The sequence below is a fragment of the Escherichia sp. MOD1-EC6842 genome, from assembly GCF_002965705.1.
In the GTDB taxonomy this organism is placed as follows: Bacteria; Pseudomonadota; Gammaproteobacteria; order Enterobacterales; family Enterobacteriaceae; genus Escherichia; species Escherichia ruysiae.
Window position 1 is genome coordinate 296,547 of the sequence record NZ_PTRF01000001.1, and the last position, 18,933, is coordinate 315,479.

The 18,933-nt window shown below is 48.8% G+C and carries 22 protein-coding genes; 10 read left to right on the plus strand and 12 right to left on the minus strand.

Going from position 1 to position 18,933, the window contains the following annotated elements; genetic code table 11:
- Positions 1–49 precede the first annotated feature (49 nt).
- Positions 50–841 carry a DNA-binding transcriptional regulator KdgR gene (kdgR, locus tag A7Z29_RS01560; RefSeq protein WP_001262205.1) on the plus strand — a complete coding sequence of 264 codons (792 nt, stop codon included), beginning with the start codon at positions 50–52 and terminating at the stop codon, positions 839–841.
- Positions 842–982: 141 nt separating this feature from the next.
- On the opposite strand, the gene A7Z29_RS01565 is transcribed toward kdgR, so the two are convergent.
- Positions 983–1,222, minus strand: a complete 240-nt coding sequence (locus A7Z29_RS01565) for a YobH family protein (RefSeq protein ID WP_001211004.1) — start codon at positions 1,220–1,222, stop codon at positions 983–985.
- Positions 1,223–1,379: 157 nt separating this feature from the next.
- Between A7Z29_RS01565 and mgrB the strand changes: the two genes are divergently transcribed.
- From mgrB to rlmA, 5 genes are all read left to right on the plus strand, one after another.
- Complete coding sequence (gene mgrB / locus A7Z29_RS01570; protein ID WP_000714530.1) at positions 1,380–1,523, plus strand: PhoP/PhoQ regulatory lipoprotein MgrB; 144 nt, start codon at positions 1,380–1,382, stop codon at positions 1,521–1,523.
- A gap of 74 nt (positions 1,524–1,597) precedes the next feature.
- Positions 1,598–1,885 carry a YebO family protein gene (locus A7Z29_RS01575; protein WP_001006853.1) on the plus strand — a complete coding sequence of 96 codons (288 nt, stop codon included), beginning with the start codon at positions 1,598–1,600 and terminating at the stop codon, positions 1,883–1,885.
- Positions 1,886–2,551: 666 nt separating this feature from the next.
- On the plus strand, positions 2,552–2,668 hold the full coding sequence (locus A7Z29_RS01585; protein WP_032141266.1) for a DUF2627 domain-containing protein: 117 nt from the start codon (positions 2,552–2,554) through the stop codon (positions 2,666–2,668).
- 39 nt (positions 2,669–2,707) lie between these two features.
- On the plus strand, positions 2,708–2,917 hold the full coding sequence (cspE, locus tag A7Z29_RS01590; protein ID WP_001062678.1) for a transcription antiterminator/RNA stability regulator CspE: 210 nt from the start codon (positions 2,708–2,710) through the stop codon (positions 2,915–2,917).
- A 165-nt stretch (positions 2,918–3,082) separates the two neighbouring features.
- Positions 3,083–3,892: a 23S rRNA (guanine(745)-N(1))-methyltransferase gene (gene rlmA, locus A7Z29_RS01595; protein WP_105289704.1), complete on the plus strand. Its 810-nt coding sequence runs from the start codon at positions 3,083–3,085 to the stop codon at positions 3,890–3,892.
- Here rlmA and mntP read toward each other — a convergent pair.
- The 5 genes from mntP to manX form a co-directional block, all read right to left on the minus strand.
- Complete coding sequence (gene mntP, locus A7Z29_RS01600) at positions 3,889–4,455, minus strand: manganese efflux pump MntP (protein ID WP_024165129.1); 567 nt, start codon at positions 4,453–4,455, stop codon at positions 3,889–3,891. The genes rlmA and mntP overlap by 4 nt on opposite strands.
- A gap of 416 nt (positions 4,456–4,871) precedes the next feature.
- Positions 4,872–5,330 carry a DUF986 family protein gene (locus A7Z29_RS01610; RefSeq protein ID WP_000156263.1) on the minus strand — a complete coding sequence of 153 codons (459 nt, stop codon included), beginning with the start codon at positions 5,328–5,330 and terminating at the stop codon, positions 4,872–4,874.
- Positions 5,331–5,384: 54 nt separating this feature from the next.
- Positions 5,385–6,236: a PTS mannose transporter subunit IID gene (manZ, locus tag A7Z29_RS01615; RefSeq protein ID WP_024165130.1), complete on the minus strand. Its 852-nt coding sequence runs from the start codon at positions 6,234–6,236 to the stop codon at positions 5,385–5,387.
- A 12-nt stretch (positions 6,237–6,248) separates the two neighbouring features.
- Positions 6,249–7,049 (minus strand): PTS mannose transporter subunit IIC, encoded by an 801-nt coding sequence (manY, locus tag A7Z29_RS01620; RefSeq protein ID WP_000406930.1) that lies wholly within the window; start codon positions 7,047–7,049, stop codon positions 6,249–6,251.
- A 62-nt stretch (positions 7,050–7,111) separates the two neighbouring features.
- Complete coding sequence (manX, locus tag A7Z29_RS01625; RefSeq protein ID WP_000150530.1) at positions 7,112–8,083, minus strand: PTS mannose transporter subunit IIAB; 972 nt, start codon at positions 8,081–8,083, stop codon at positions 7,112–7,114.
- 317 nt (positions 8,084–8,400) lie between these two features.
- Between manX and A7Z29_RS23560 the strand changes: the two genes are divergently transcribed.
- On the plus strand, positions 8,401–8,559 hold the full coding sequence (locus tag A7Z29_RS23560; RefSeq protein WP_272941839.1) for a protein YoaL: 159 nt from the start codon (positions 8,401–8,403) through the stop codon (positions 8,557–8,559).
- Positions 8,547–10,103, plus strand: coding sequence for a CNNM family cation transport protein YoaE (gene yoaE / locus A7Z29_RS01640; RefSeq protein ID WP_105280380.1), 1,557 nt, complete (start codon positions 8,547–8,549; stop codon positions 10,101–10,103). Before A7Z29_RS23560 ends, yoaE begins: the two co-directional genes overlap by 13 nt.
- A gap of 3 nt (positions 10,104–10,106) precedes the next feature.
- On the opposite strand, the gene A7Z29_RS01645 is transcribed toward yoaE, so the two are convergent.
- The 4 genes from A7Z29_RS01645 to pabB all read right to left on the minus strand — a co-directional run bounded on the left by A7Z29_RS01645 (position 10,107) and on the right by pabB (position 15,326).
- A complete protein-coding gene (locus A7Z29_RS01645; protein WP_010345817.1) occupies positions 10,107–11,705 on the minus strand; it encodes an EAL domain-containing protein in 1,599 nt (532 codons plus the stop codon).
- Between the two features lie 129 nt (positions 11,706–11,834).
- Positions 11,835–13,199 (minus strand): L-serine ammonia-lyase, encoded by a 1,365-nt coding sequence (sdaA, locus tag A7Z29_RS01650; protein ID WP_105289705.1) that lies wholly within the window; start codon positions 13,197–13,199, stop codon positions 11,835–11,837.
- A 183-nt stretch (positions 13,200–13,382) separates the two neighbouring features.
- A complete protein-coding gene (locus tag A7Z29_RS01655) occupies positions 13,383–13,961 on the minus strand; it encodes a CoA pyrophosphatase (RefSeq protein ID WP_032225358.1) in 579 nt (192 codons plus the stop codon).
- A 3-nt stretch (positions 13,962–13,964) separates the two neighbouring features.
- Positions 13,965–15,326, minus strand: a complete 1,362-nt coding sequence (gene pabB, locus A7Z29_RS01660) for an aminodeoxychorismate synthase component 1 (RefSeq protein WP_105289706.1) — start codon at positions 15,324–15,326, stop codon at positions 13,965–13,967.
- Between the two features lie 73 nt (positions 15,327–15,399).
- On the opposite strand from pabB, the gene A7Z29_RS01665 reads away from it, so the two are divergent.
- Positions 15,400–15,579 carry a YoaH family protein gene (locus A7Z29_RS01665; RefSeq protein WP_000457334.1) on the plus strand — a complete coding sequence of 60 codons (180 nt, stop codon included), beginning with the start codon at positions 15,400–15,402 and terminating at the stop codon, positions 15,577–15,579.
- A 186-nt stretch (positions 15,580–15,765) separates the two neighbouring features.
- On the opposite strand, the gene A7Z29_RS01670 is transcribed toward A7Z29_RS01665, so the two are convergent.
- Together A7Z29_RS01670 and A7Z29_RS01675 are read right to left on the minus strand one after the other, a co-directional pair.
- Positions 15,766–16,065: a DUF1889 family protein gene (locus tag A7Z29_RS01670; protein WP_001111983.1), complete on the minus strand. Its 300-nt coding sequence runs from the start codon at positions 16,063–16,065 to the stop codon at positions 15,766–15,768.
- 441 nt (positions 16,066–16,506) lie between these two features.
- The gene (locus A7Z29_RS01675; RefSeq protein WP_024165131.1) at positions 16,507–16,851 is read right to left on the minus strand and encodes a RidA family protein; all 345 of its coding nucleotides are present in this window, start codon (positions 16,849–16,851) and stop codon (positions 16,507–16,509) included.
- A 131-nt stretch (positions 16,852–16,982) separates the two neighbouring features.
- On the opposite strand from A7Z29_RS01675, the gene A7Z29_RS01680 reads away from it, so the two are divergent.
- Positions 16,983–18,893: an ATP-dependent DNA helicase gene (locus A7Z29_RS01680; protein ID WP_105289707.1), complete on the plus strand. Its 1,911-nt coding sequence runs from the start codon at positions 16,983–16,985 to the stop codon at positions 18,891–18,893.
- Positions 18,894–18,933: the final 40 nt, after the last annotated feature.

Consider the following 18,933-nt stretch of genomic DNA (forward strand, 5'->3'; position numbering starts at 1 on the left):
AATAAAAAACAGTTCTGATTTTTATAAAACACTCGCAATGAGGTGATAAATGGCTAACGCAGATCTGGATAAACAGCCTGATTCTGTATCTTCTGTACTGAAAGTTTTTGGCATTTTGCAGGCGCTGGGCGAAGAGCGTGAAATAGGGATAACCGAGCTGTCACAGCGCGTCATGATGTCAAAAAGCACCGTTTATCGCTTTTTACAGACCATGAAAACCTTGGGCTACGTGGCGCAGGAAGGGGAGTCAGAGAAATATTCGCTGACCCTGAAATTGTTTGAACTGGGCGCCCGCGCGTTACAAAATGTTGATCTTATTCGTAGCGCAGATATCCAGATGCGTGAGCTTTCCCGCCTGACCAAAGAGACCATCCACCTTGGTGCGCTGGATGAAGACAGCATTGTTTACATCCACAAAATTGACTCTATGTACAATTTGCGCATGTATTCTCGGGTTGGTCGTCGTAATCCGCTTTACAGTACTGCGATTGGTAAAGTATTGCTGGCCTGGCGCGATCGTGATGAAGTGAAGCAAATCCTTGAGGGCGTTGAGTATAAACGCAGTACCGATCGTACCATTACCAGCACAGAAGCGTTATTACCGGTGTTGGATCTGGTACGTGAGCAAGGTTATGGCGAAGATAACGAAGAGCAGGAGGAGGGGCTGCGCTGTATCGCAGTTCCGGTATTTGACCGCTTTGGCGTGGTTATTGCTGGTTTGAGTATTTCCTTCCCGACCCTGCGTTTTTCTGAGGAGCGTTTGCAGGAGTACGTGACTATGCTGCATACGGCGGCGCGTAAAATTTCCTCTCAAATGGGGTATCACGACTATCCGTTCTGATTAGAGGAAGAACCTGTCTGTATAATATTCAGACAGGTTCTGTATTTCGCGTGGGTTAAATAAAGTTACAAATGGCGTAACATAGTACGCTATGGCGATGAATGTGCTTTTTATCTTCGGTTTAAGTAGTTATTTATGCCTTTAGCCATTATCTACAACGTTATTGCTTTTACGTAACAGCGGGCAATCTGTTATTCCGAAAAGCCCACTTTTAGTGTGTAGGTATTGTACCGTGCTGGTGCCTCTGGCGGTCAGATAGGAACATTGTAAACCTAACCCAGCGGCATTTTCCTTGCTTCCAATCAGAACGCCATATCCGCTTAGTAATAATCCTGTCCATACCAGTGCTATCAACATAATTGTGCGAATAATGAATCGCATTATGACCTCATCTCTTTTTTGTTCGCCTAATCGTAGCGGTAATATGGGCTGAAGCAAGCGTATAGTTCCGAAAAAGCACGAATATCGACATAGTTAGGCGCTGTTTAACTAACGCATGATAGTTTAATGACATAAGGTAGTTTAAACGGAGACTGGAGTGAAAAAGTTTCGATGGGGCGTTCTGGTTGTCGCTGTGCTGGCTTGCTTGCTGCTATGGGCGCAGGTGTTCAATATGATGTGCGATCAGGACGTACAATTTTTCAACGGAATTTGTACCATCAATCAATTTATCCCGTGGTGATATCATTTTTTCAACGGTAGATTTCCTTCCTGTGTGGCAGTGGTAGAATGGCGCCTCTACTTAGAGGTGGTGAAATGAACGAAGTTGTAAATTCAGGCGTGATGAACATTGCGTCTTTGGTTGTATCGGTGGTAGTTCTCGCTATTGGGCTCATCTTGTGGTTTTTCATCAACCGTGCCAGTTCACGGACTAACGAACAGATTGAACTTCTTGAGGCATTGCTGGATCAGCAAAAACGGCAAAATGCGCTGTTACGTCGTTTGTGCGAAGCAAGCGAACCTGAAAAAACAGATACCAGTGCTGCAGAGAACCAAAAAGCGGCTGAAGATGACGATATCATCCGCCTGGTAGCTGAACGGTAATCCGTCCTCAAATTTGAGTAACCCTGGTGTTAACGGGTTACTCATCTTATCATTCATATATGCACTATAGTGGTGCAATTGATTTAAATTAATACTCTGGTCTGACTTCAATTATTTATCGTGTTATTTATTTCATAACATCGATATCGGAAAAAGATATTTACCCCGCTAAGTTATTGGGATGTTTACATCGGAATTGTGATCAATCACGGTATTGTTTATTAGCGAAACGTTTCTCTTCTCACTTTTTAGTATTTCATCAATTTTTCTTATTTTAAAATAATAATATGCCTTAAGTATAGTTTCTTTATTGTACTCGAGTTTGTTGTTAACTGACTGTTTTATGGAGTGAATTTATATAATATTTTATTCGTTATATATCATAAAAAGTGATATCGCTCGCATTGCGTAATAAGTTGTAGTGCTGCTCTGGAAGAACTGAACTTATTGAACTATGTTAGAAACTACATCAGATCAAGTATCTGTTTGTAATGGTATGGTTAAGTGCATCGATATATCGACATGTATTCCGTTGCATAAATGTGCAAAAAAGTGGAAGGCGTATCGAGATTTGTGCGGCTGATCGAGACATGTTTAAAAATGGCTTGCCATAATTAACGTTGTATGTGATAACAGTTTCGGGTTAAACGAGGTACAGTTCTGTTTATGTGTGGCATTTTCAGTAAAGAAGTCCTGAGTAAACACGTTGTCGTTGAATACCGCTTCTCTGCCGAGCCTTATATTAGTGCCTCATGCAGTAATGTGTCAGTTTTATCTCTGTAATGCCTGCGGGCGAAGAAAACAATCTAAGGAATTTTTCAAATGGCAAAGATTAAAGGTCAGGTTAAGTGGTTCAACGAGTCTAAAGGTTTTGGCTTCATTACTCCGGCTGATGGCAGCAAAGATGTATTCGTACACTTTTCCGCTATCCAGGGTAATGGCTTCAAAACTCTGGCCGAAGGCCAGAACGTTGAGTTCGAAATTCAGGACGGCCAGAAAGGTCCGGCAGCTGTTAACGTAACAGCAATCTGATCGAAACCACTGATCTGAAGTGTAAACGCGCTTCAATCTCGCTATCAAGCCTCGTCCAAATGCGAGGCTTTTTACTTTGTTTTATTCGCGCTCTTGCCTGCGGATATTTGCCCGTCGCGCAATTCGCGTTACACTTGCGGCCTTTAGTATCCTGCCGGAGTTGTCATGTCGTTTTCCTGTCCACTTTGTCATCAGCCGCTATCGCTTGAAAAAAACAGCTATATCTGTCCCAAACGGCATCAATTTGATATGGCGAAAGAGGGATATGTTAATTTGCTGCCCGTTCAGCATAAACGATCCCGCGATCCGGGTGATAGTGCGGAAATGATGCAAGCGCGGCGTACATTTTTAGATGCCGGGCATTATCAGCCGCTTCGTGATGCGATAGTTGCTCAGTTGTGTGATTGTCTTGATGAGCACGCAACGGCAATACTGGATATTGGCTGTGGGGAAGGGTACTACACTCATGCTTTTGCCGAGGCATTGCCGGGTGTGACTACTTTTGGTCTGGATGTCTCTAAGGTCGCGATTAAGGCTGCTGCAAAACGCTATCAGCAGGTCACCTTTTGTGTCGCGTCCAGCCATCGTCTGCCGTTTTCTGAGACCAGTATGGATGCCGTTGTCCGTATCTACGCGCCGTGCAAAGCAGAAGAATTAGCGCGCGTGGTCAAACCGGGAGGATGGGTCATTACCGCTACCCCGGGACCACGACATTTAATGGAGCTGAAGGGGCTGATTTACGACGAAGTACATCTACATGCGCTCCATACGGAACAACTGGAAGGTTTTACATTACAGCAGAGCGATGAATTGTGTTATCCGATGCGCCTGCGCGGAGATGAGGCCGTTGCGTTGTTACAGATGACACCGTTTGCCTGGCGCGCCAAGCCAGAAGTCTGGCAAACGCTGGCGGCAAAAGAAGAATTTGATTGCCAGACGGACTTTAATATTCACGTCTGGCAACGAACAAATTAGCCGTGGTAGTGCGTCCAGAGGATCTGGACGCCAATGCCAATAAGCACCAGCCCGCCAAGAATTTCCGCTTTTTTGCCAATAATTGAACCGATAAAGCGACCTACCATCATACCTAATGTTGACATGATCAAGGTGGCGCAGCCAATCGCCAGCGCAGTAGCAATAATATTAACTTGCAGGAAGGCCAGACCAACACCAACCGCCATGGCATCCAGACTGGTGGCAATTGCGGTAGTTACCAGCAACCAGAAACCGTGACGACGACGCGGTTCTTCATCCTCATCGTCTCCACCACGAAAACCCTCAATAATCATTCGCCCGCCGAGAAATATCAGCAGTACAAACGCAATCCAGTGGTTCCACTCGAGAACAAAACGGCTGGCTAACATGCCCATACCCCAGCCAATCAGCGGCGTCAGCGTTTCAACGGCACCAAAAATAAGGCCAGTGCGCAGGGCTTCAGAAAATTTCGGTTTATGGAGGGTGGCACCTTTACCGATTGATGCAGCAAAGGCATCCATCGACATACCAAAAGCAAGAAGAACAGTAGCAGTGATATTCATGACAACGTCCTGACCGGGGTATCCATAAAACACATCACCGCCCCCAGCAAACATGCACACATGAACGACAAGAAGCGCCCATGCAGACATAGCGATTGATGTGCATATGGTCTCGCCTGACTGAAGGTGTTCAGTCCGTACGTGCCACGTTTTGCAACGAGTATGTTGACACGTACATTTCCGGAATCTGGAAATCGGCTACTCCCCAAATGAGGGCGCAACCTTAACATATTTTGAGAATATAAAACAACTGTTGGGATATATTATTGTATTGTATTATTGATAACGATTTTCATTTAGATTTATATATCAATAAAACGTTAAAATAAATAACAAATAAGAGAAGGAATAATATAGCCTAAGCTATGTCTGGTTATTAAAAATACACTAAACATAGCTTCGGCTAAATCTATAACTTATTGAGTTGACACGAGAAGTTTATAAATTTTTTCCAGATCGTCGATATTTCGAACGCGGATTAATAAACGGCGCTGTTCTAATTGCATCACCAGTACGCCATCTTCCGATAAGTTCATCGCTTTAATTCGGCGATATTCAATCCAGACATTGGCGAAGAAAAAACCTTGCTGTTTAAAAATGATTTTCGGAACCCGGATCCAGAAAATATAAAAGCCCATTAGCGCCAGTGCACTTAATAACCAGGTGGTTATTTGTGCGCCATGGTTGGTCACATTGTTATAAATAAGAATGACAATCAGCCCGACGAAGATAACGCTATCGATGCGACCGCGCCGGAGCAAAGGAATTGCCAGCAGGGTGGGGCCGTTGCGTCGGGGCATGATGAACTGATCGTATATCGCAAAGGCCAGGAGTGCGGCGATGAACAGAATCAGTACCAGATCCGTGATTGTCATTAATCCTCCAGATAAAAAAACGGGGCCAATAGGCCCCGGTAGTGTACAACAGTATTACAGTCCCAGCAGGCCGCAAGCGTAACCAGCGATACCGATGACGAAGAAGCCAACGATGATCCACAGAGGGTTAACTTTTTTGCGCAGCAGCCACATACAGGCGAAAGTCAGCAACAGCGGCACCAGGCCTGGCATTAACTGGTCAAGAATGGTCTGGACAGTGGTAACGTGCTCTTTACCCGTCTGGTCGGTGATGCGAGAGACTACCAGCGGTATGTTGACATGTGTCCACTTGTTAACCAATGCCCCCATGACAAACAGGCCGAGAATAGACGCCCCTTCCGTCAGTTTTTGCAGGAAGCCGCCACCCATATCTTTAACGATATCGATACCTTTGGAGTAACCATACGCTACGCCGTAGTAACGGGTTGCCAGGCGTACCAGGTTAAACAGAATAAAGAACAGCAGCGGACCTAACAGGCTGCCGCTCATTGCGATCCCGGCACCCAGCGCCGCGAATACCGGACGTACCGTACCCCAGAAGATCGGGTCGCCCACGCCTGCCAGCGGCCCCATCAGACCTACTTTGATACCGTTGATAGCACCGTCGTCGATCTCTGCGCCGTTAGCGCGCTGTTCTTCCAGCGCCAGGGTTACGCCGAGGATTGGCGCCGCCACAAACGGTTGGGTGTTAAAGAATTCGAGGTGACGTTTAATCGCCTGTTTACGGGCATCGTTGTTCTCAGGATAGAGGCGACGAATCGCCGGAACCATAGAGAAGCAGAAACCCAGTGCCTGCATACGTTCGAAGTTCCATGAACCCTGGAAGAGGTTAGAACGCAGGAAGACGCCACGAATATCACTCGGAGTGAGTTTTTTCTCGGTGGTAGTTTGAGTTGTATCAACCATTTCGCTCACCTGTTAGTCCAGTTCGTTATCGAGATCGTTGTTACCAGCAGCCTGAACAGGCGCACCGGCTACGCGGTTATATTTCGGGCTAAGTTGGATGTAGAGCACTGCCATAACAGTACCAATCACACCCAGAGCAACCAGGTTAAAGTTGGTGAATGCTGCGGTTACGAAGCCGAGGTAGAAGAACGGCATCAGGTATCCAGCACGCATCATGTTGATAACCATCGCATAACCAACCACCACGATCATGCCACCGGCGATATTCAGACCATTAGTCACCACTTCCGGAATGGCGTTCAGCATGTTCTGAACTTCACTGGTGCCTACAGACAGCGCAACAATCACGGCCGGGATAGCCACACGCATCGCTTGCAGGAACAGAGAAGAAACGTGGATCCAGGAAATTGCCGTCAGGTTGCCATTATCAGCCGCCTTATCCGCAGCGTGCTGGAAAGCAACGGTGATGGTACGAACGATGATGGTCAGCACCTGACCCGCAGCGGCCAGCGGGATTGCCAGCGCGATACCGGCACCGATGCTCTGATGACCAGCGATAACCAGAATGGTAGAAATGATGGAAGCCAGAGCGGCATCAGGCGCAACTGCGGCACCGATGTTCATCCAGCCAAGTGCGATCATTTCCAGAGTCCCACCGATAATAATACCGGTTTTCATATCGCCAAGAACGATACCCACCAGGGTACAGGCGATTAGCGGACGGTGAAACTGAAATTCATCGAGGATTGATCCCATACCTGCGATACAGGCTACGATAAATACCAGCACAATTTGAAGAGTGGTAATCTCCATTGTACTTCTCCTGTTTACGTAAGACTTAAGTGTGAAAACTGAGTGATAATCAACACAATACGTTACTTATCGATTTTGCTGATCAGATCCATCATTTTCAGTTTCGGATCGGTGGAAACCTTACGGACTTCCAGTTCGATACCACGCGCATTCAGTTTTTTGAACGCTTCGATATCTTTTTCATCAACCGAAACCGCGTTATTCACCTGGGTTTTACCCTGACGGAATGCCATACCGCCAACGTTAACAGAGGTAATTTTCACGCCGCCTTCAACGAGGCGCTCAACATCTGTCGGGTTGGTGAATAACAGCATTACACGTTCGCCAGCATATTTCGGGTTGTTGTAGACACGGATCATCTTGGCAACATCAACCACGTGTGCTGTTACGCCCGGAGGTGCAACCTGGGTGAGCAGTGTCTTACGAACGGTATCCGCAGCCACTTCATCACTAACAACGATAATACGGGAGACATTGGTTTCTTTGGTCCAGCGGGTAGCGACCTGACCGTGAATCAGACGATCGTCGATACGCGCAAGGCCAATAACCATGTAGTCATTTGGTCCCATTGGTTTTGCCGGAGTTGGAGCCGCTTTTGGTGCGGCGGCGGCGGGTGCTGGCGCTGCTTTTTCAACCGGTTTGGCTTTCAGTGCTTTCACGCCTTCACGGCCTGTTTCTACTGCCAGCGCCACCAGTTCATCAAAGCCAGGGTCATCATCACGAGCCATTAACGTTTCCACCAGCATTGGAATGTTAACGCCTGCGATCACTTCATAATGCTCTTTGTCGACGACAATACGGCTGGCAGCATTGAACGGGCTGCCGCCCCATGTATCAACGAGAAACAGCACGCCTTTAGTGGTGTCGAGTTTTGCCAACTGAGCGTTGTACTTTTCAATCAGCGTTTCGGCATTTTCACCTGGAACGAAATCGATCCAGCCGACGTTTTCCTGCTCGCCTAACAGCATCTCTGCCGTTTTAAGCAACTGCTCTGCAGCCCAACCATGTGTGCCTATAACAATAGCAATGGTCACTTGCTACCTCCTTTATTATTGTTAACACCTCAACGTGCCAGATGTATTTTTTGAATCGTCGTCCACAATCGAATCGATTCAGATAAGGGTTACAACCAAAAACCCCCTGCGTTTCGCGATTTATTTTAGATAGCGAAAAAAATATTTTATGTGATGAGGATCCGTAATTTAACTTTGGATTAGCAAAATTCCGAAAGGTAAAATACCCTCGTTACATTCGTTTGCAAAGGAAGGTAAATCTTTGCCAAATCAGAGTTCTCTCTGATATGTTTAACTCCCGTTTAACAATCAAGGAGTATGGGGCAGCAGCCCGCAGTATGGATCGTCACCGACGTCATTTCAGCATCAGGCCTTTCAGCGCCTGCCTTTCTGGCATTTTTTGCCGCACCTTTTGTTTGCATTTTGTCGTTACGCCTGCATTATTTCTGGCGCCGAATAGCTATTCCTTAAGCAGGAGCTTGTCATGGAATTCTTAATGGACCCCTCGATTTGGGCGGGGCTACTCACGCTTGTCGTTCTTGAAATCGTGCTGGGTATCGATAACCTGGTTTTTATCGCCATTCTTGCCGATAAACTGCCGCCAAAACAACGTGATAAAGCACGTTTGTTGGGGCTGTCGCTGGCGCTGATCATGCGTCTGGGACTGTTATCGCTGATTTCATGGATGGTCACCCTGACCAAACCGCTATTTACCGTGATGGATTTTTCCTTCTCCGGCCGCGATCTGATTATGTTGCTCGGGGGGATATTCTTGTTGTTTAAAGCGACAACGGAGCTACATGAACGGCTGGAAAACCGCGATCATGATTCTGGTCATGGCAAAGGCTATGCCAGTTTCTGGGTGGTCGTAACACAGATTGTCATCCTTGATGCCGTCTTCTCGCTGGATGCGGTGATTACTGCAGTAGGGATGGTCAACCATCTGCCGGTGATGATGGCAGCGGTGGTGATTGCGATGGCAGTCATGTTGCTGGCATCGAAACCGCTGACGCGATTCGTTAACCAGCATCCAACGGTAGTGGTGCTCTGTCTGAGCTTCCTGTTAATGATTGGTCTGAGTCTGGTAGCAGAAGGCTTTGGTTTCCACATTCCGAAAGGTTACCTGTATGCCGCGATTGGCTTCTCGATCATTATCGAAGTATTTAACCAAATTGCGCGCCGTAACTTTATTCGTCACCAGTCGGCTTTACCGCTGCGTGCACGTACTGCTGATGCCATCCTGCGTTTGATGGGCGGTAAACGTCAGGCGAATGTGCAGCATGATGCGGATAACCCGATGCCGATCCCGGTGCCGGAAGGTGCGTTTGCCGAAGAAGAGCGATACATGATTAACGGTGTACTGACTCTGGCGTCGCGCTCTCTGCGCGGGATTATGACGCCGCGCGGAGAAATCAGCTGGGTTGACGCTAACCTTAGTGTCGATGAAATCCGTGAGCAGTTGCTTTCTTCGCCACATAGCCTGTTCCCGGTATGTCGCGGAGAACTGGATGAAATCATCGGTATCGTGCGTGCGAAAGAACTGCTGGTGGCACTGGAAGAGGGCGTTGATGTAGCGGCGATTGCTTCGGCGTCTCCGGCGATTATCGTTCCGGAAACCCTCGATCCGATCAATCTGCTGGGCGTGCTGCGTCGCGCTCGCGGTAGTTTTGTGATCGTGACCAACGAGTTTGGTGTGGTGCAAGGTCTGGTTACGCCTCTGGATGTGCTGGAAGCCATTGCAGGTGAGTTCCCGGATGCTGATGAAACGCCGGAAATCATTACCGACGGCGACGGCTGGCTGGTAAAAGGTGGTACAGACCTCCACGCCTTACAGCAGGCGCTTGATGTTGAGCACCTTGCTGATGACGATGATATCGCGACGGTCGCAGGTCTGGTGATTTCTGCAAATGGTCACATCCCGCGTGCGGGCGATGTGATTAACGTAGGGCCGTTGCATATTACCATTGTTGAAGCTAACGATTATCGTGTTGACCTGGTTCGTATTGTTAAAGAGCAACTGGCTCACGACGAAGACGAATAATCATTAACGAAATGGCATAACGGGCGTGATATGCCCATTATGCCGGGCGGGCGGCGGTTGGCTGCCCGCCAGCCATTTTGGGAAATCACGCAGCGGCATTGGTTGCGCGTACAAATATCCTTGTAAAATATGCACCCCATGACGGCGTAAATATTTTGCCTGTTCTTGCGTTTCTACGCCCTCCGCCACCAGTTCAATATTCAGTCTTTGCCCCAACGCAATGATGATATCGGTTATCGTCGAGTTAACCGCGTCTGAACCAATTGCAGCGGTGAATGACTTATCAATTTTCAGGACGTCAGGGCGTAACGTTTCCAGCCAGGAAAACGAACTGTTGCCGGTGCCGAAATCATCAATCGCCAGTTTGACGTTTTTACGATGCAGTTCGCGGGCAATCCGATAATCAACATCCAGTAAGGCATCGCGCTCGGTTATTTCAAGGATGAGTTGCTGAATCGGGTGAGCACTGAACCAGTACTGATTAAGATCTTTCAACAGCACGCCACGGCGAAAATGGCTGGGGGCGACGTTAATCCCAATGTGAAACTGGTTGCTTATTGGAAAAACGTGGATTTGACGGATGGTTTCCATCATCACATAACGGGTAAGCGGCACTATCAGGTGATGTTCTTCCGCAATAGGGATAAACACATCCGGCGAGATCCAACCCTGACGTGGGTTATTCCAGCGCAGCAATATCTCTACGCCAATACATTGCTGACTACGTGCGTTTAGTAAAGGTTGACAGAATAGCTCGAACTCATGTTGCGCAAGGCCAAGATTAATTTCGCGCGAAAAACTCATTCTGTGTGCGGTTGCAAGCCATGCAACATAACCCACCAGTAAACTCAACAGTACAGCCAGCGGGAGCTGACTGGGAAGATGATGCAACGCCAGTTGCGTCGCACCAGGTCCGCTGACGCTAATGGTAAAAGGAAAATTTTGCGATGAAACCTGGTAACGTTCATTGCCATTAAGCGGAGGTAAAGAATCAACCAGACCGTCATCATAGAGTAAATGGCGATCGGCCACCGTCAGGCTGGCGTTTCTAATTTGCGGCAACTGCGGCTCCAGTAACATCGTCGTCAATAACCCAATGTTGATCATCTCCAGAACGCCATCACCGCTATGTGATGACAAGGGATACCACTGGATCAGCACTGGGCTACCTTTAATCAACACGCGATCGGTGGAAAGACGCAGAAGAGGCCGTGGGGCAGGCAAATCGGCTTGAATATCATAAACAGGGACATTTCGATAGCCAAAAATACTGGAGCAATAGAGCGTACCGTTTTGAACCAGACCAATAGAACGCACGGTTTGCAGTTTTGCGGCCTGTTTGCGTAGAGGCAAATGAGCGACTGAGCAGGGGAGGCCAATCAACGGAAGTAAAAGCTCGCGTCCTTCCTGAAGGGGCTGCAAGACTTTATCCAGCTCTTCAACAGCGTGATTGGCGAAGAGGATCACCCGCTGTTGATTTAAGTTACGCTGTGAAATAAACCGCACGCTTAGTGTCGCTACAAGCGTAAAAAGTGCGCAAATTGTACAAACAATCATTCGATTACGGCGATAGGTTTTAATGATCCGTTGTGCTTTTTGCATGCGGGCCGCCCTGTAAGCGCATGGCAACAAACGCCTGACGCAACAGTGGAAGTGTAGTGGGGAAATTTACAGCAGACGAGAAAGCGAGAGAAATTCGCCCATCCGTTGCAGATGGGCGAAAGAAAAGTATTAGTCACACTGGACTTTAATTGCCAGACCGCCGCGAGAGGTTTCACGGTATTTGGCGTTCATGTCCTTACCTGTTTCGTACATTGTCTCGATGACCTTATCCAGCGAGACGCGCGGTGCACTGGTGCGGCGTAAGGCCATGCGTGCGGCATTGATCGCTTTCACAGAGGCAATGGCGTTACGTTCAATGCACGGCACCTGAACCTGACCTGCAACCGGGTCACAAGTTAGACCAAGGTTGTGTTCCATGCCAATTTCCGCCGCCACACAAACCTGTTCCGGGCTACCGCCCAACAGTTCTGCAAGACCCGCAGCAGCCATTGAACAGGCAACACCCACTTCGCCCTGACAACCCACTTCAGCACCGGAAATAGAGGCATTCATTTTATATAATGCGCCAATTGCCCCGGCCGCCATAAAGTAACGGGTATAGATGTCCGGGCTGACCGATTCAATAAAGTGGTCATAGTAAGCCAGCACTGCCGGAACGATGCCGCAGGCTCCGTTGGTTGGTGCAGTTACCACGCGACCACCGGCGGCGTTTTCTTCGTTTACCGCCAGCGCAAACATATTTACCCAGTCGATGACATTCATCGGATCGTTAGACAGTTTATCGCTGGAAACCAGCATCCGGCGCAGGGCAGACGCACGGCGTGGAACACGCAGCGGGCCAGGCAATACGCCTTCGGTATTCATTCCGCGATCGATACATGCCTGCATGGTTTGCCAGACATGAGCAAAATATTCATCGATCTCTTTTTTGCTGTGCAGCGCCAGTTCGTTTTGCATTGCCAGACCGGAAAGGGAATAACCAGTTTCATTACAGTACGCCAGCAGCTCAGTGGCGGATTTGAACGGATACGGCACGCTCACGTCGTTTGCGGCATCCTGACCAAAATGTTCTTCATCGACGATAAAGCCGCCGCCGATGGAATAATAAGTTTTGCTGTAGACGACTTCATCACCGTTATAAGCATGGATTTGCATACCGTTTTCATGCAACGGCAGGTTGCCGTTATGAAAACGCATACCGTTGTCACGCGGAAAATCCACTTCATGCCGTCCCTGCGCCAGCAGCAGGCGTTCGCGCTCTTCTACGTCGCGAATAAAACCGGGAATACTGTCGATATCCACGGTGGCAGGTTCGTTACCTGCAAGACCCATAATAATGGCGATATCGGTATGGTGGCCTTTACCCGTCAGCGACAGTGAACCATAAACGTCCACGGCAACGCGGGTAATGCTATCCAGTAAGCCTTTTTCGACCAGATCATCGACGAACTGTTTACCTGCCTTCATAGGCCCTACGGTATGGGAAGATGAGGGACCAATCCCCACCTTAAACATGTCGAATAGACTAATCACGATAATACTCCTGACAAGGTGACTGGACATCCAGTAACGAACTAATAACAACGCATAGTGTAAGAGGGAACGCGGCGACAGGCTTAACTATTCACATGAATTAAACTAATCAAAAACCGCGATTTAACTAATATTGCGATGATTGTCTCAAGTAGTGTTTTGTAGATGTAAAGATAAGTATAGTCAGGATTTCACACCAATTTGCAGCGCCAGCTCACGAATTATGCCTGCGGTCATTCCCCATACAAAATACTGTTCGTACCAGGAAAGCCATACCCGATGTGAATCACCACGGCGGTAGATATCTAACGGGTGATAACGACCCAGATGTAATGCCTGGGCGAGCGGCATTTCAAACACTGCGGAAACTTCATCTTCACTGGCTCGATAAGGTAAATCAGGCGGGATAATGCCGACCACTGGCGTTACCTGGTAGCCCGTTACGCTATCGACGGGCGGCAGCACGCCGATAACTTCGACGGCGGAAGGGGGGATAGCAACCTCTTCTTCGGCTTCGCGCAACGCAGCGGCAATAACTGACGAATCAGTGTCATCTACTGCACCACCAGGAAACGCCACCTGTCCGGCGTGTTTGCGCAGATGAATAGAACGCTGTGTGAGCAATAACCCCGGCTGCGATCGGCGAACGATAGGGATTAACACGGCAGCCTGACGATGATTTAAGGTTTCCCGGTTTATTTGCGGGCGTAAAAGTTGAAAGCGCGATAAAAAATCATCAAGCGTCAGGCTACGGTAGTCCACGTCTTACTTCTCCAGTTGGCGTAATATCCTATTAACTTTATCAAAAGTTTCCTGATATTCCGCTTCTTCCTGACTATCGGCGACAATACCGCCGCCCGCAGAACAGTAAATTTGACCGTTAATGGCAGTCAGCGTGCGGATAGTGATGCTGGTATCCATATTGCCACAGAAGCTCAAATAGCCAATGCTTCCGCACCAGGCGTTGCGTTGCTGCGGTTCCAGTTCATCGATAATTTCCATTGCCCGTACTTTCGGAGCCCCGGTTATTGAGCCACCAGGAAAAGCTGCGCGCAGCAGATCGCTGGCATGAAGTTGTTCGGGTAGTTGAGCTGTAATGGTGCTCACCAGGTGGTGCACAGCGGGAAAAGGTTCCACCACAAACAGTTCCGGCACTTTTACTGAACCAGGCACCGCAACGCGACCAATATCATTACGCATTAAATCAACAATCATCAGGTTTTCAGCGCGATCTTTTGGCGAGTTCGCCAGTTTTTCTGCCTGTTTGCTATCTTCCAGAGGAGCGGGCAGACGTGGCAGTGTGCCTTTAATTGGACGGGTCTGGATCTCACCGTCATCACAAAGAATAAAACGCTCTGGCGAGAGGCTTAAAATTGTGCCTTGTTCCAGACGCAGGAATGCGCTAAACGGCGCGTGATTGGCCTGATTAAGCTGAACGAATGCCTGCCATTCATCACCGCAATAGGTAGCCTGAAAACGCTGGGCGAGATTCACCTGGTAACAGTCGCCACTGTGCAAATATTCCTGCACCTGACGAAATTTTTCGCCATACTGTTCGCGGCTCATATTAGATTGCCAGGCTGAGGTTAGCGCAAAATCACCCTGTGGTGTGATTTGCTGGTTTTCCAGCCAGGCCAGACGGGCATTGACATCATCATGACTCAGCAAAGAAACAGCCTGGCGCTGGTGGTCGACAATCAGTGCCCAGTCGTAAATACCTACCGCCATATCAGGCAGGTCGATATCTCTCTGCGCCACTTCTGGCAGTGACTCAAAACGGCGACCCAGATCGTAACCAAATAAACCCAGCGCGCCACCCTGAAATGGCAAGTCATCGTTATGCGACGGGTGAATGTTTGCACGCTCCAGCGCCTGCTGGAGTACTGTTAACGGATCGTCAGCGGTTGTTGTGCGGGTTTCGCCTTTACACAAAACAGTTTCACTGCCGTAAGTTGTTAAGGTGCAAATCGGGTCTGCCACCACAATATCAAAGCGGCTATACGGATGCTCGGCATAGCCAGAGTGCAAAAGCATCGCCCATGGCAGGTGGCTTAAGCGGGAAAAATAAAATTCAGCGGCGTCCTGACGCCAGGGTAAAGTAATCACAGCGGGAGATAACGTCTTCATCAGTCCTGACTCTACTGGCTATGTGCCGGGTAGCATGAAATAATTAGCGCCAACAATTTAGCAGGAGTTAACAATGTTTGCAGGTTTACCTTCACTCACCCATGAACAGCAGCAAAAAGCCGTTGAGCGTATTCAGGAACTGATGGCACAGGGGATGAGCAGCGGTCAGGCAATCGCACTGGTAGCTGAAGAGTTACGCGCCAACCATTCCGGCGAGCGGATTGTGGCGCGTTTTGAGGATGAAGACGAGTAATACAATGTTAGTTTCAACAGGGCGCATTATGACAAGCGAACCCTTTGGCCCGTAGCGTTTGAACCAGAAAATTGAGGGGCTGTACTGGTTGAATGAATTAAGTAGTGTTTTTGATGGTTAGAAAAAAAGGACGCTTTTATGTGATAAAAAAGCGTCCTGGCTCATTTGGGCTGGTAGAGATTTAACTTATACCAGTGCTTTAAGCTCTTCCTGCATATAGGACGAGAAGTATTCTGGATTTTTAATCACCACGCGTTCGCCAGATTCCATTTTTTTTGCCCATCCCACCATTTTTTCCGTGAATCCAGGATTCCAGCCTTCCTGTTCGGCTCGCGCAGTAATATCGGCGGTACTCGCGGGTACTCCCAGTTCTTTCAAATATTTAAATATTCCCTTCGCCGTACTTTCATTCATAGAGCTGGGGGTTGGTGTTGATATATCCATGGCACCAATAAAATCCAGGGCTTTATCTATTACAGCAGGCATATTCTTGTCCTTAAATTAACCACGTGATCGATAAGGCTATATATGACATTAAATTGCGCCTAATATCAAAAGGATTATAACGATATCTCATTAGTTAACCTGTTGACATTCAGGTATTTTAAAGGTAGCAGGTCATGGCGGGTTATCTAGTGATGTGCCGAAAATTAACAGCAAATCGTAGTACCGCAGCCAAGTTGTTCAGGCAAGGAAGGGCAAGAAAGAAAAGCAGCGTAAGTTAATCAAGTGATTAACATAATGGTTTGATTTTTGCGATTAATATCATTTTTGTATAAATACAGCAGGAATCATAAAAATAAATTATCATCCAGGGTACTACCCATTTAAAGTAAGACCTTAAGCACTGGCCGATTTGTTCATGATCGACCAGTTTTTCGATAAATTATCGTGTGATTTTTGCCTTGATATAATTATCTTCCGGAATTAAACCGCCGCAATAATTTTAATTTCAACTTTATACTTCGGGTTCATCAATCCCGCTTGCACCGTGCAGCGCACCGGCGCGTGACCCGCGACAACCCAGGCGTCCCAGGCTTTATTCATTGCAGCGAAGTCGTTTTTATCGGCCAGGAAAATCGTGGCATCCAGAATACTCGACTTATTGCTGCCCTGTTTTTCCAGTACCGCGTCAATTTGCGCCAGCGTATTCGCGGTCTGCTCAAACGCATCGGCGTCAAGGTTTTCCGGTACGCCGGTGTAGTAGAGCGTGTTGTTGTGGATCACCACATCAGACCAGCGGGCTTCGGCGTCAATACGAACGATAGTCATCATTTTGTCCTCATCATCATTCCATTTTTGTGCTGCAAAGACTGCCACAATGTAAGGTCGCCGTCACCACTTCAGCTGGCGAAAAGCAACCTGGCCTGACATAATCCCTGTTCAAATCAACAGGGGGTAGTGTGACGGACGATTTTGCACCAGACGGTCAACTGGCGAAAGCGATACCTGGCTTTAAGCCGCGTGAACCACAGCGACAGATGGCGGTAGCCGTCGCTGGGGCGATAGAAAAAAGCCAGCCGCTGGTGGTGGAAGCGGGAACCGGTACGGGCAAAACCTACGCTTACCTTGCCCCTGCGCTGCGGGCAAAAAAGAAAGTCATTATCTCGACCGGCTCAAAAGCGTTGCAGGATCAGCTCTACAGCCGTGATTTGCCAACGGTCTCAAAGGCATTGAAATACACGGGCAACGTGGCGCTGCTGAAAGGGCGCTCAAACTATCTCTGCCTCGAACGTCTCGAACAGCAGGCGCTGGCGGGCGGCGATCTGCCGGTACAAATTTTAAGCGATGTGATCCTGCTGCGCTCCTGGTCCAATCAAACAGTCGATGGCGATATCAGCACCTGCGTCAGTGTCGCGGAAGATTCACAGGCATGGCCGTTGGTCACCAGCACCAACGACAACTGCCTAGGCAGTGACTGCCCGATGTATAAAGATTGCTTTGTGGTCAAAGCACGCAAAAAAGCGATGGATGCCGATGTGGTGGTGGTAAACCATCATCTTTTTCTGGCGGATATGGTGGTGAAAGAGAGTGGTTTTGGCGAACTGATCCCGGAAGCAGACGTCATGATCTTCGACGAAGCCCACCAGTTGCCGGACATTGCCAGCCAGTATTTTGGGCAATCACTCTCCAGTCGACAATTGCTCGATCTGGCAAAAGACATCACCATCGCCTATCGCACCGAATTAAAAGACACTCAGCAGTTACAAAAGTGCGCTGACCGTCTTGCCCAGAGTGCGCAGGATTTTCGTCTGCAACTCGGTGAGCCAGGTTATCGCGGTAACCTGCGTGAGCTGTTAGCTAATCCGCAAATTCAGCGGGCATTTTTACTGCTCGATGACACCCTGGAACTTTGTTACGACGTGGCGAAACTGTCACTGGGGCGTTCCGCCTTGCTGGATGCGGCATTTGAGCGCGCCACGTTATATCGCACTCGACTGAAGCGGCTAAAAGAGATCAATCAGCCGGGCTACAGCTACTGGTACGAATGCACTTCGCGCCATTTTACTCTGGCTCTCACGCCGCTCAGCGTGGCGGATAAATTCAAAGAGTTAATGGCGCAAAAGCCCGGTAGCTGGATCTTCACCTCAGCAACATTGTCGGTGAATGATGATCTCCATCATTTCACCTCGCGGCTTGGGATAGAACAGGCGGAGTCGTTGTTGTTACCCAGCCCGTTTGATTACAGCCGCCAGGCGTTACTCTGTGTACCGCGCAACCTGCCGCAAACCAATCAACCAGGTTCCGCACGGCAACTGGCGGCAATGCTGCGACCGATCATCGAAGCCAATAACGGTCGTTGTTTTATGCTTTGTACCTCGCACGCCATGATGCGCGATCTGGCCGAGCAGTTCCGCGCTACCATGACGCTTCCCGTTTTGTTGCAGGGGGAAACCAGCAAAGGGCAACTGTTGCAGCAATTTGTCAGTGCCGGTAACGCGCTTCTTGTGGCGACCAGCAGTTTCTGGGAAGGGGTGGACGTGCGCGGCGATACGCTGTCGCTGGTGATTATCGACAAGTTGCCGTTTACCTCGCCAGATGACCCGCTGTTAAAAGCGCGCATGGAAGATTGCCGTTTGCGTGGCGGAGACCCGTTCGATGAAGTGCAGCTACCGGATGCGGTGATTACTCTTAAACAGGGCGTAGGGCGACTGATTCGCGACGCCGACGATCGCGGTGTGCTGGTGATTTGTGACAATCGGCTGGTGATGCGCCCTTACGGTGCGACGTTCCTCGCCAGCCTCCCGCCCGCACCGCGTACCCGTGACATTGCCCGTGCGGTTCGTTTCCTTGCGATACCATCCTCCAGGTAATTTGTTATTGAGTATGGTATGATGCGCGCCTTTTTATTGA

Coding starts and splice junctions, on each gene's coding strand:
- manY (WP_000406930.1), bottom strand. CDS start 7,049: ATGGAGATTACCACTCTTCAAATTGTGCTGGTATTTATCGTAGCCTGT.
- A7Z29_RS01665 (WP_000457334.1), top strand. CDS start 15,400: ATGTTTGCAGGTTTACCTTCACTCACCCATGAACAGCAGCAAAAAGCC.
- kdgR (WP_001262205.1), top strand. CDS start 50: ATGGCTAACGCAGATCTGGATAAACAGCCTGATTCTGTATCTTCTGTA.
- A7Z29_RS01645 (WP_010345817.1), bottom strand. CDS start 11,705: ATGCAAAAAGCACAACGGATCATTAAAACCTATCGCCGTAATCGAATG.
- A7Z29_RS01610 (WP_000156263.1), bottom strand. CDS start 5,330: ATGACAATCACGGATCTGGTACTGATTCTGTTCATCGCCGCACTCCTG.
- A7Z29_RS01575 (WP_001006853.1), top strand. CDS start 1,598: ATGAACGAAGTTGTAAATTCAGGCGTGATGAACATTGCGTCTTTGGTT.
- A7Z29_RS01565 (WP_001211004.1), bottom strand. CDS start 1,222: ATGCGATTCATTATTCGCACAATTATGTTGATAGCACTGGTATGGACA.
- manZ (WP_024165130.1), bottom strand. CDS start 6,236: ATGGTTGATACAACTCAAACTACCACCGAGAAAAAACTCACTCCGAGT.
- rlmA (WP_105289704.1), top strand. CDS start 3,083: ATGTCGTTTTCCTGTCCACTTTGTCATCAGCCGCTATCGCTTGAAAAA.
- cspE (WP_001062678.1), top strand. CDS start 2,708: ATGGCAAAGATTAAAGGTCAGGTTAAGTGGTTCAACGAGTCTAAAGGT.
- A7Z29_RS23560 (WP_272941839.1), top strand. CDS start 8,401: ATGGATCGTCACCGACGTCATTTCAGCATCAGGCCTTTCAGCGCCTGC.
- mntP (WP_024165129.1), bottom strand. CDS start 4,455: ATGAATATCACTGCTACTGTTCTTCTTGCTTTTGGTATGTCGATGGAT.
- pabB (WP_105289706.1), bottom strand. CDS start 15,326: ATGAAGACGTTATCTCCCGCTGTGATTACTTTACCCTGGCGTCAGGAC.
- yoaE (WP_105280380.1), top strand. CDS start 8,547: ATGGAATTCTTAATGGACCCCTCGATTTGGGCGGGGCTACTCACGCTT.
- A7Z29_RS01585 (WP_032141266.1), top strand. CDS start 2,552: ATGTGTGGCATTTTCAGTAAAGAAGTCCTGAGTAAACACGTTGTCGTT.
- A7Z29_RS01670 (WP_001111983.1), bottom strand. CDS start 16,065: ATGCCTGCTGTAATAGATAAAGCCCTGGATTTTATTGGTGCCATGGAT.
- A7Z29_RS01675 (WP_024165131.1), bottom strand. CDS start 16,851: ATGACTATCGTTCGTATTGACGCCGAAGCCCGCTGGTCTGATGTGGTG.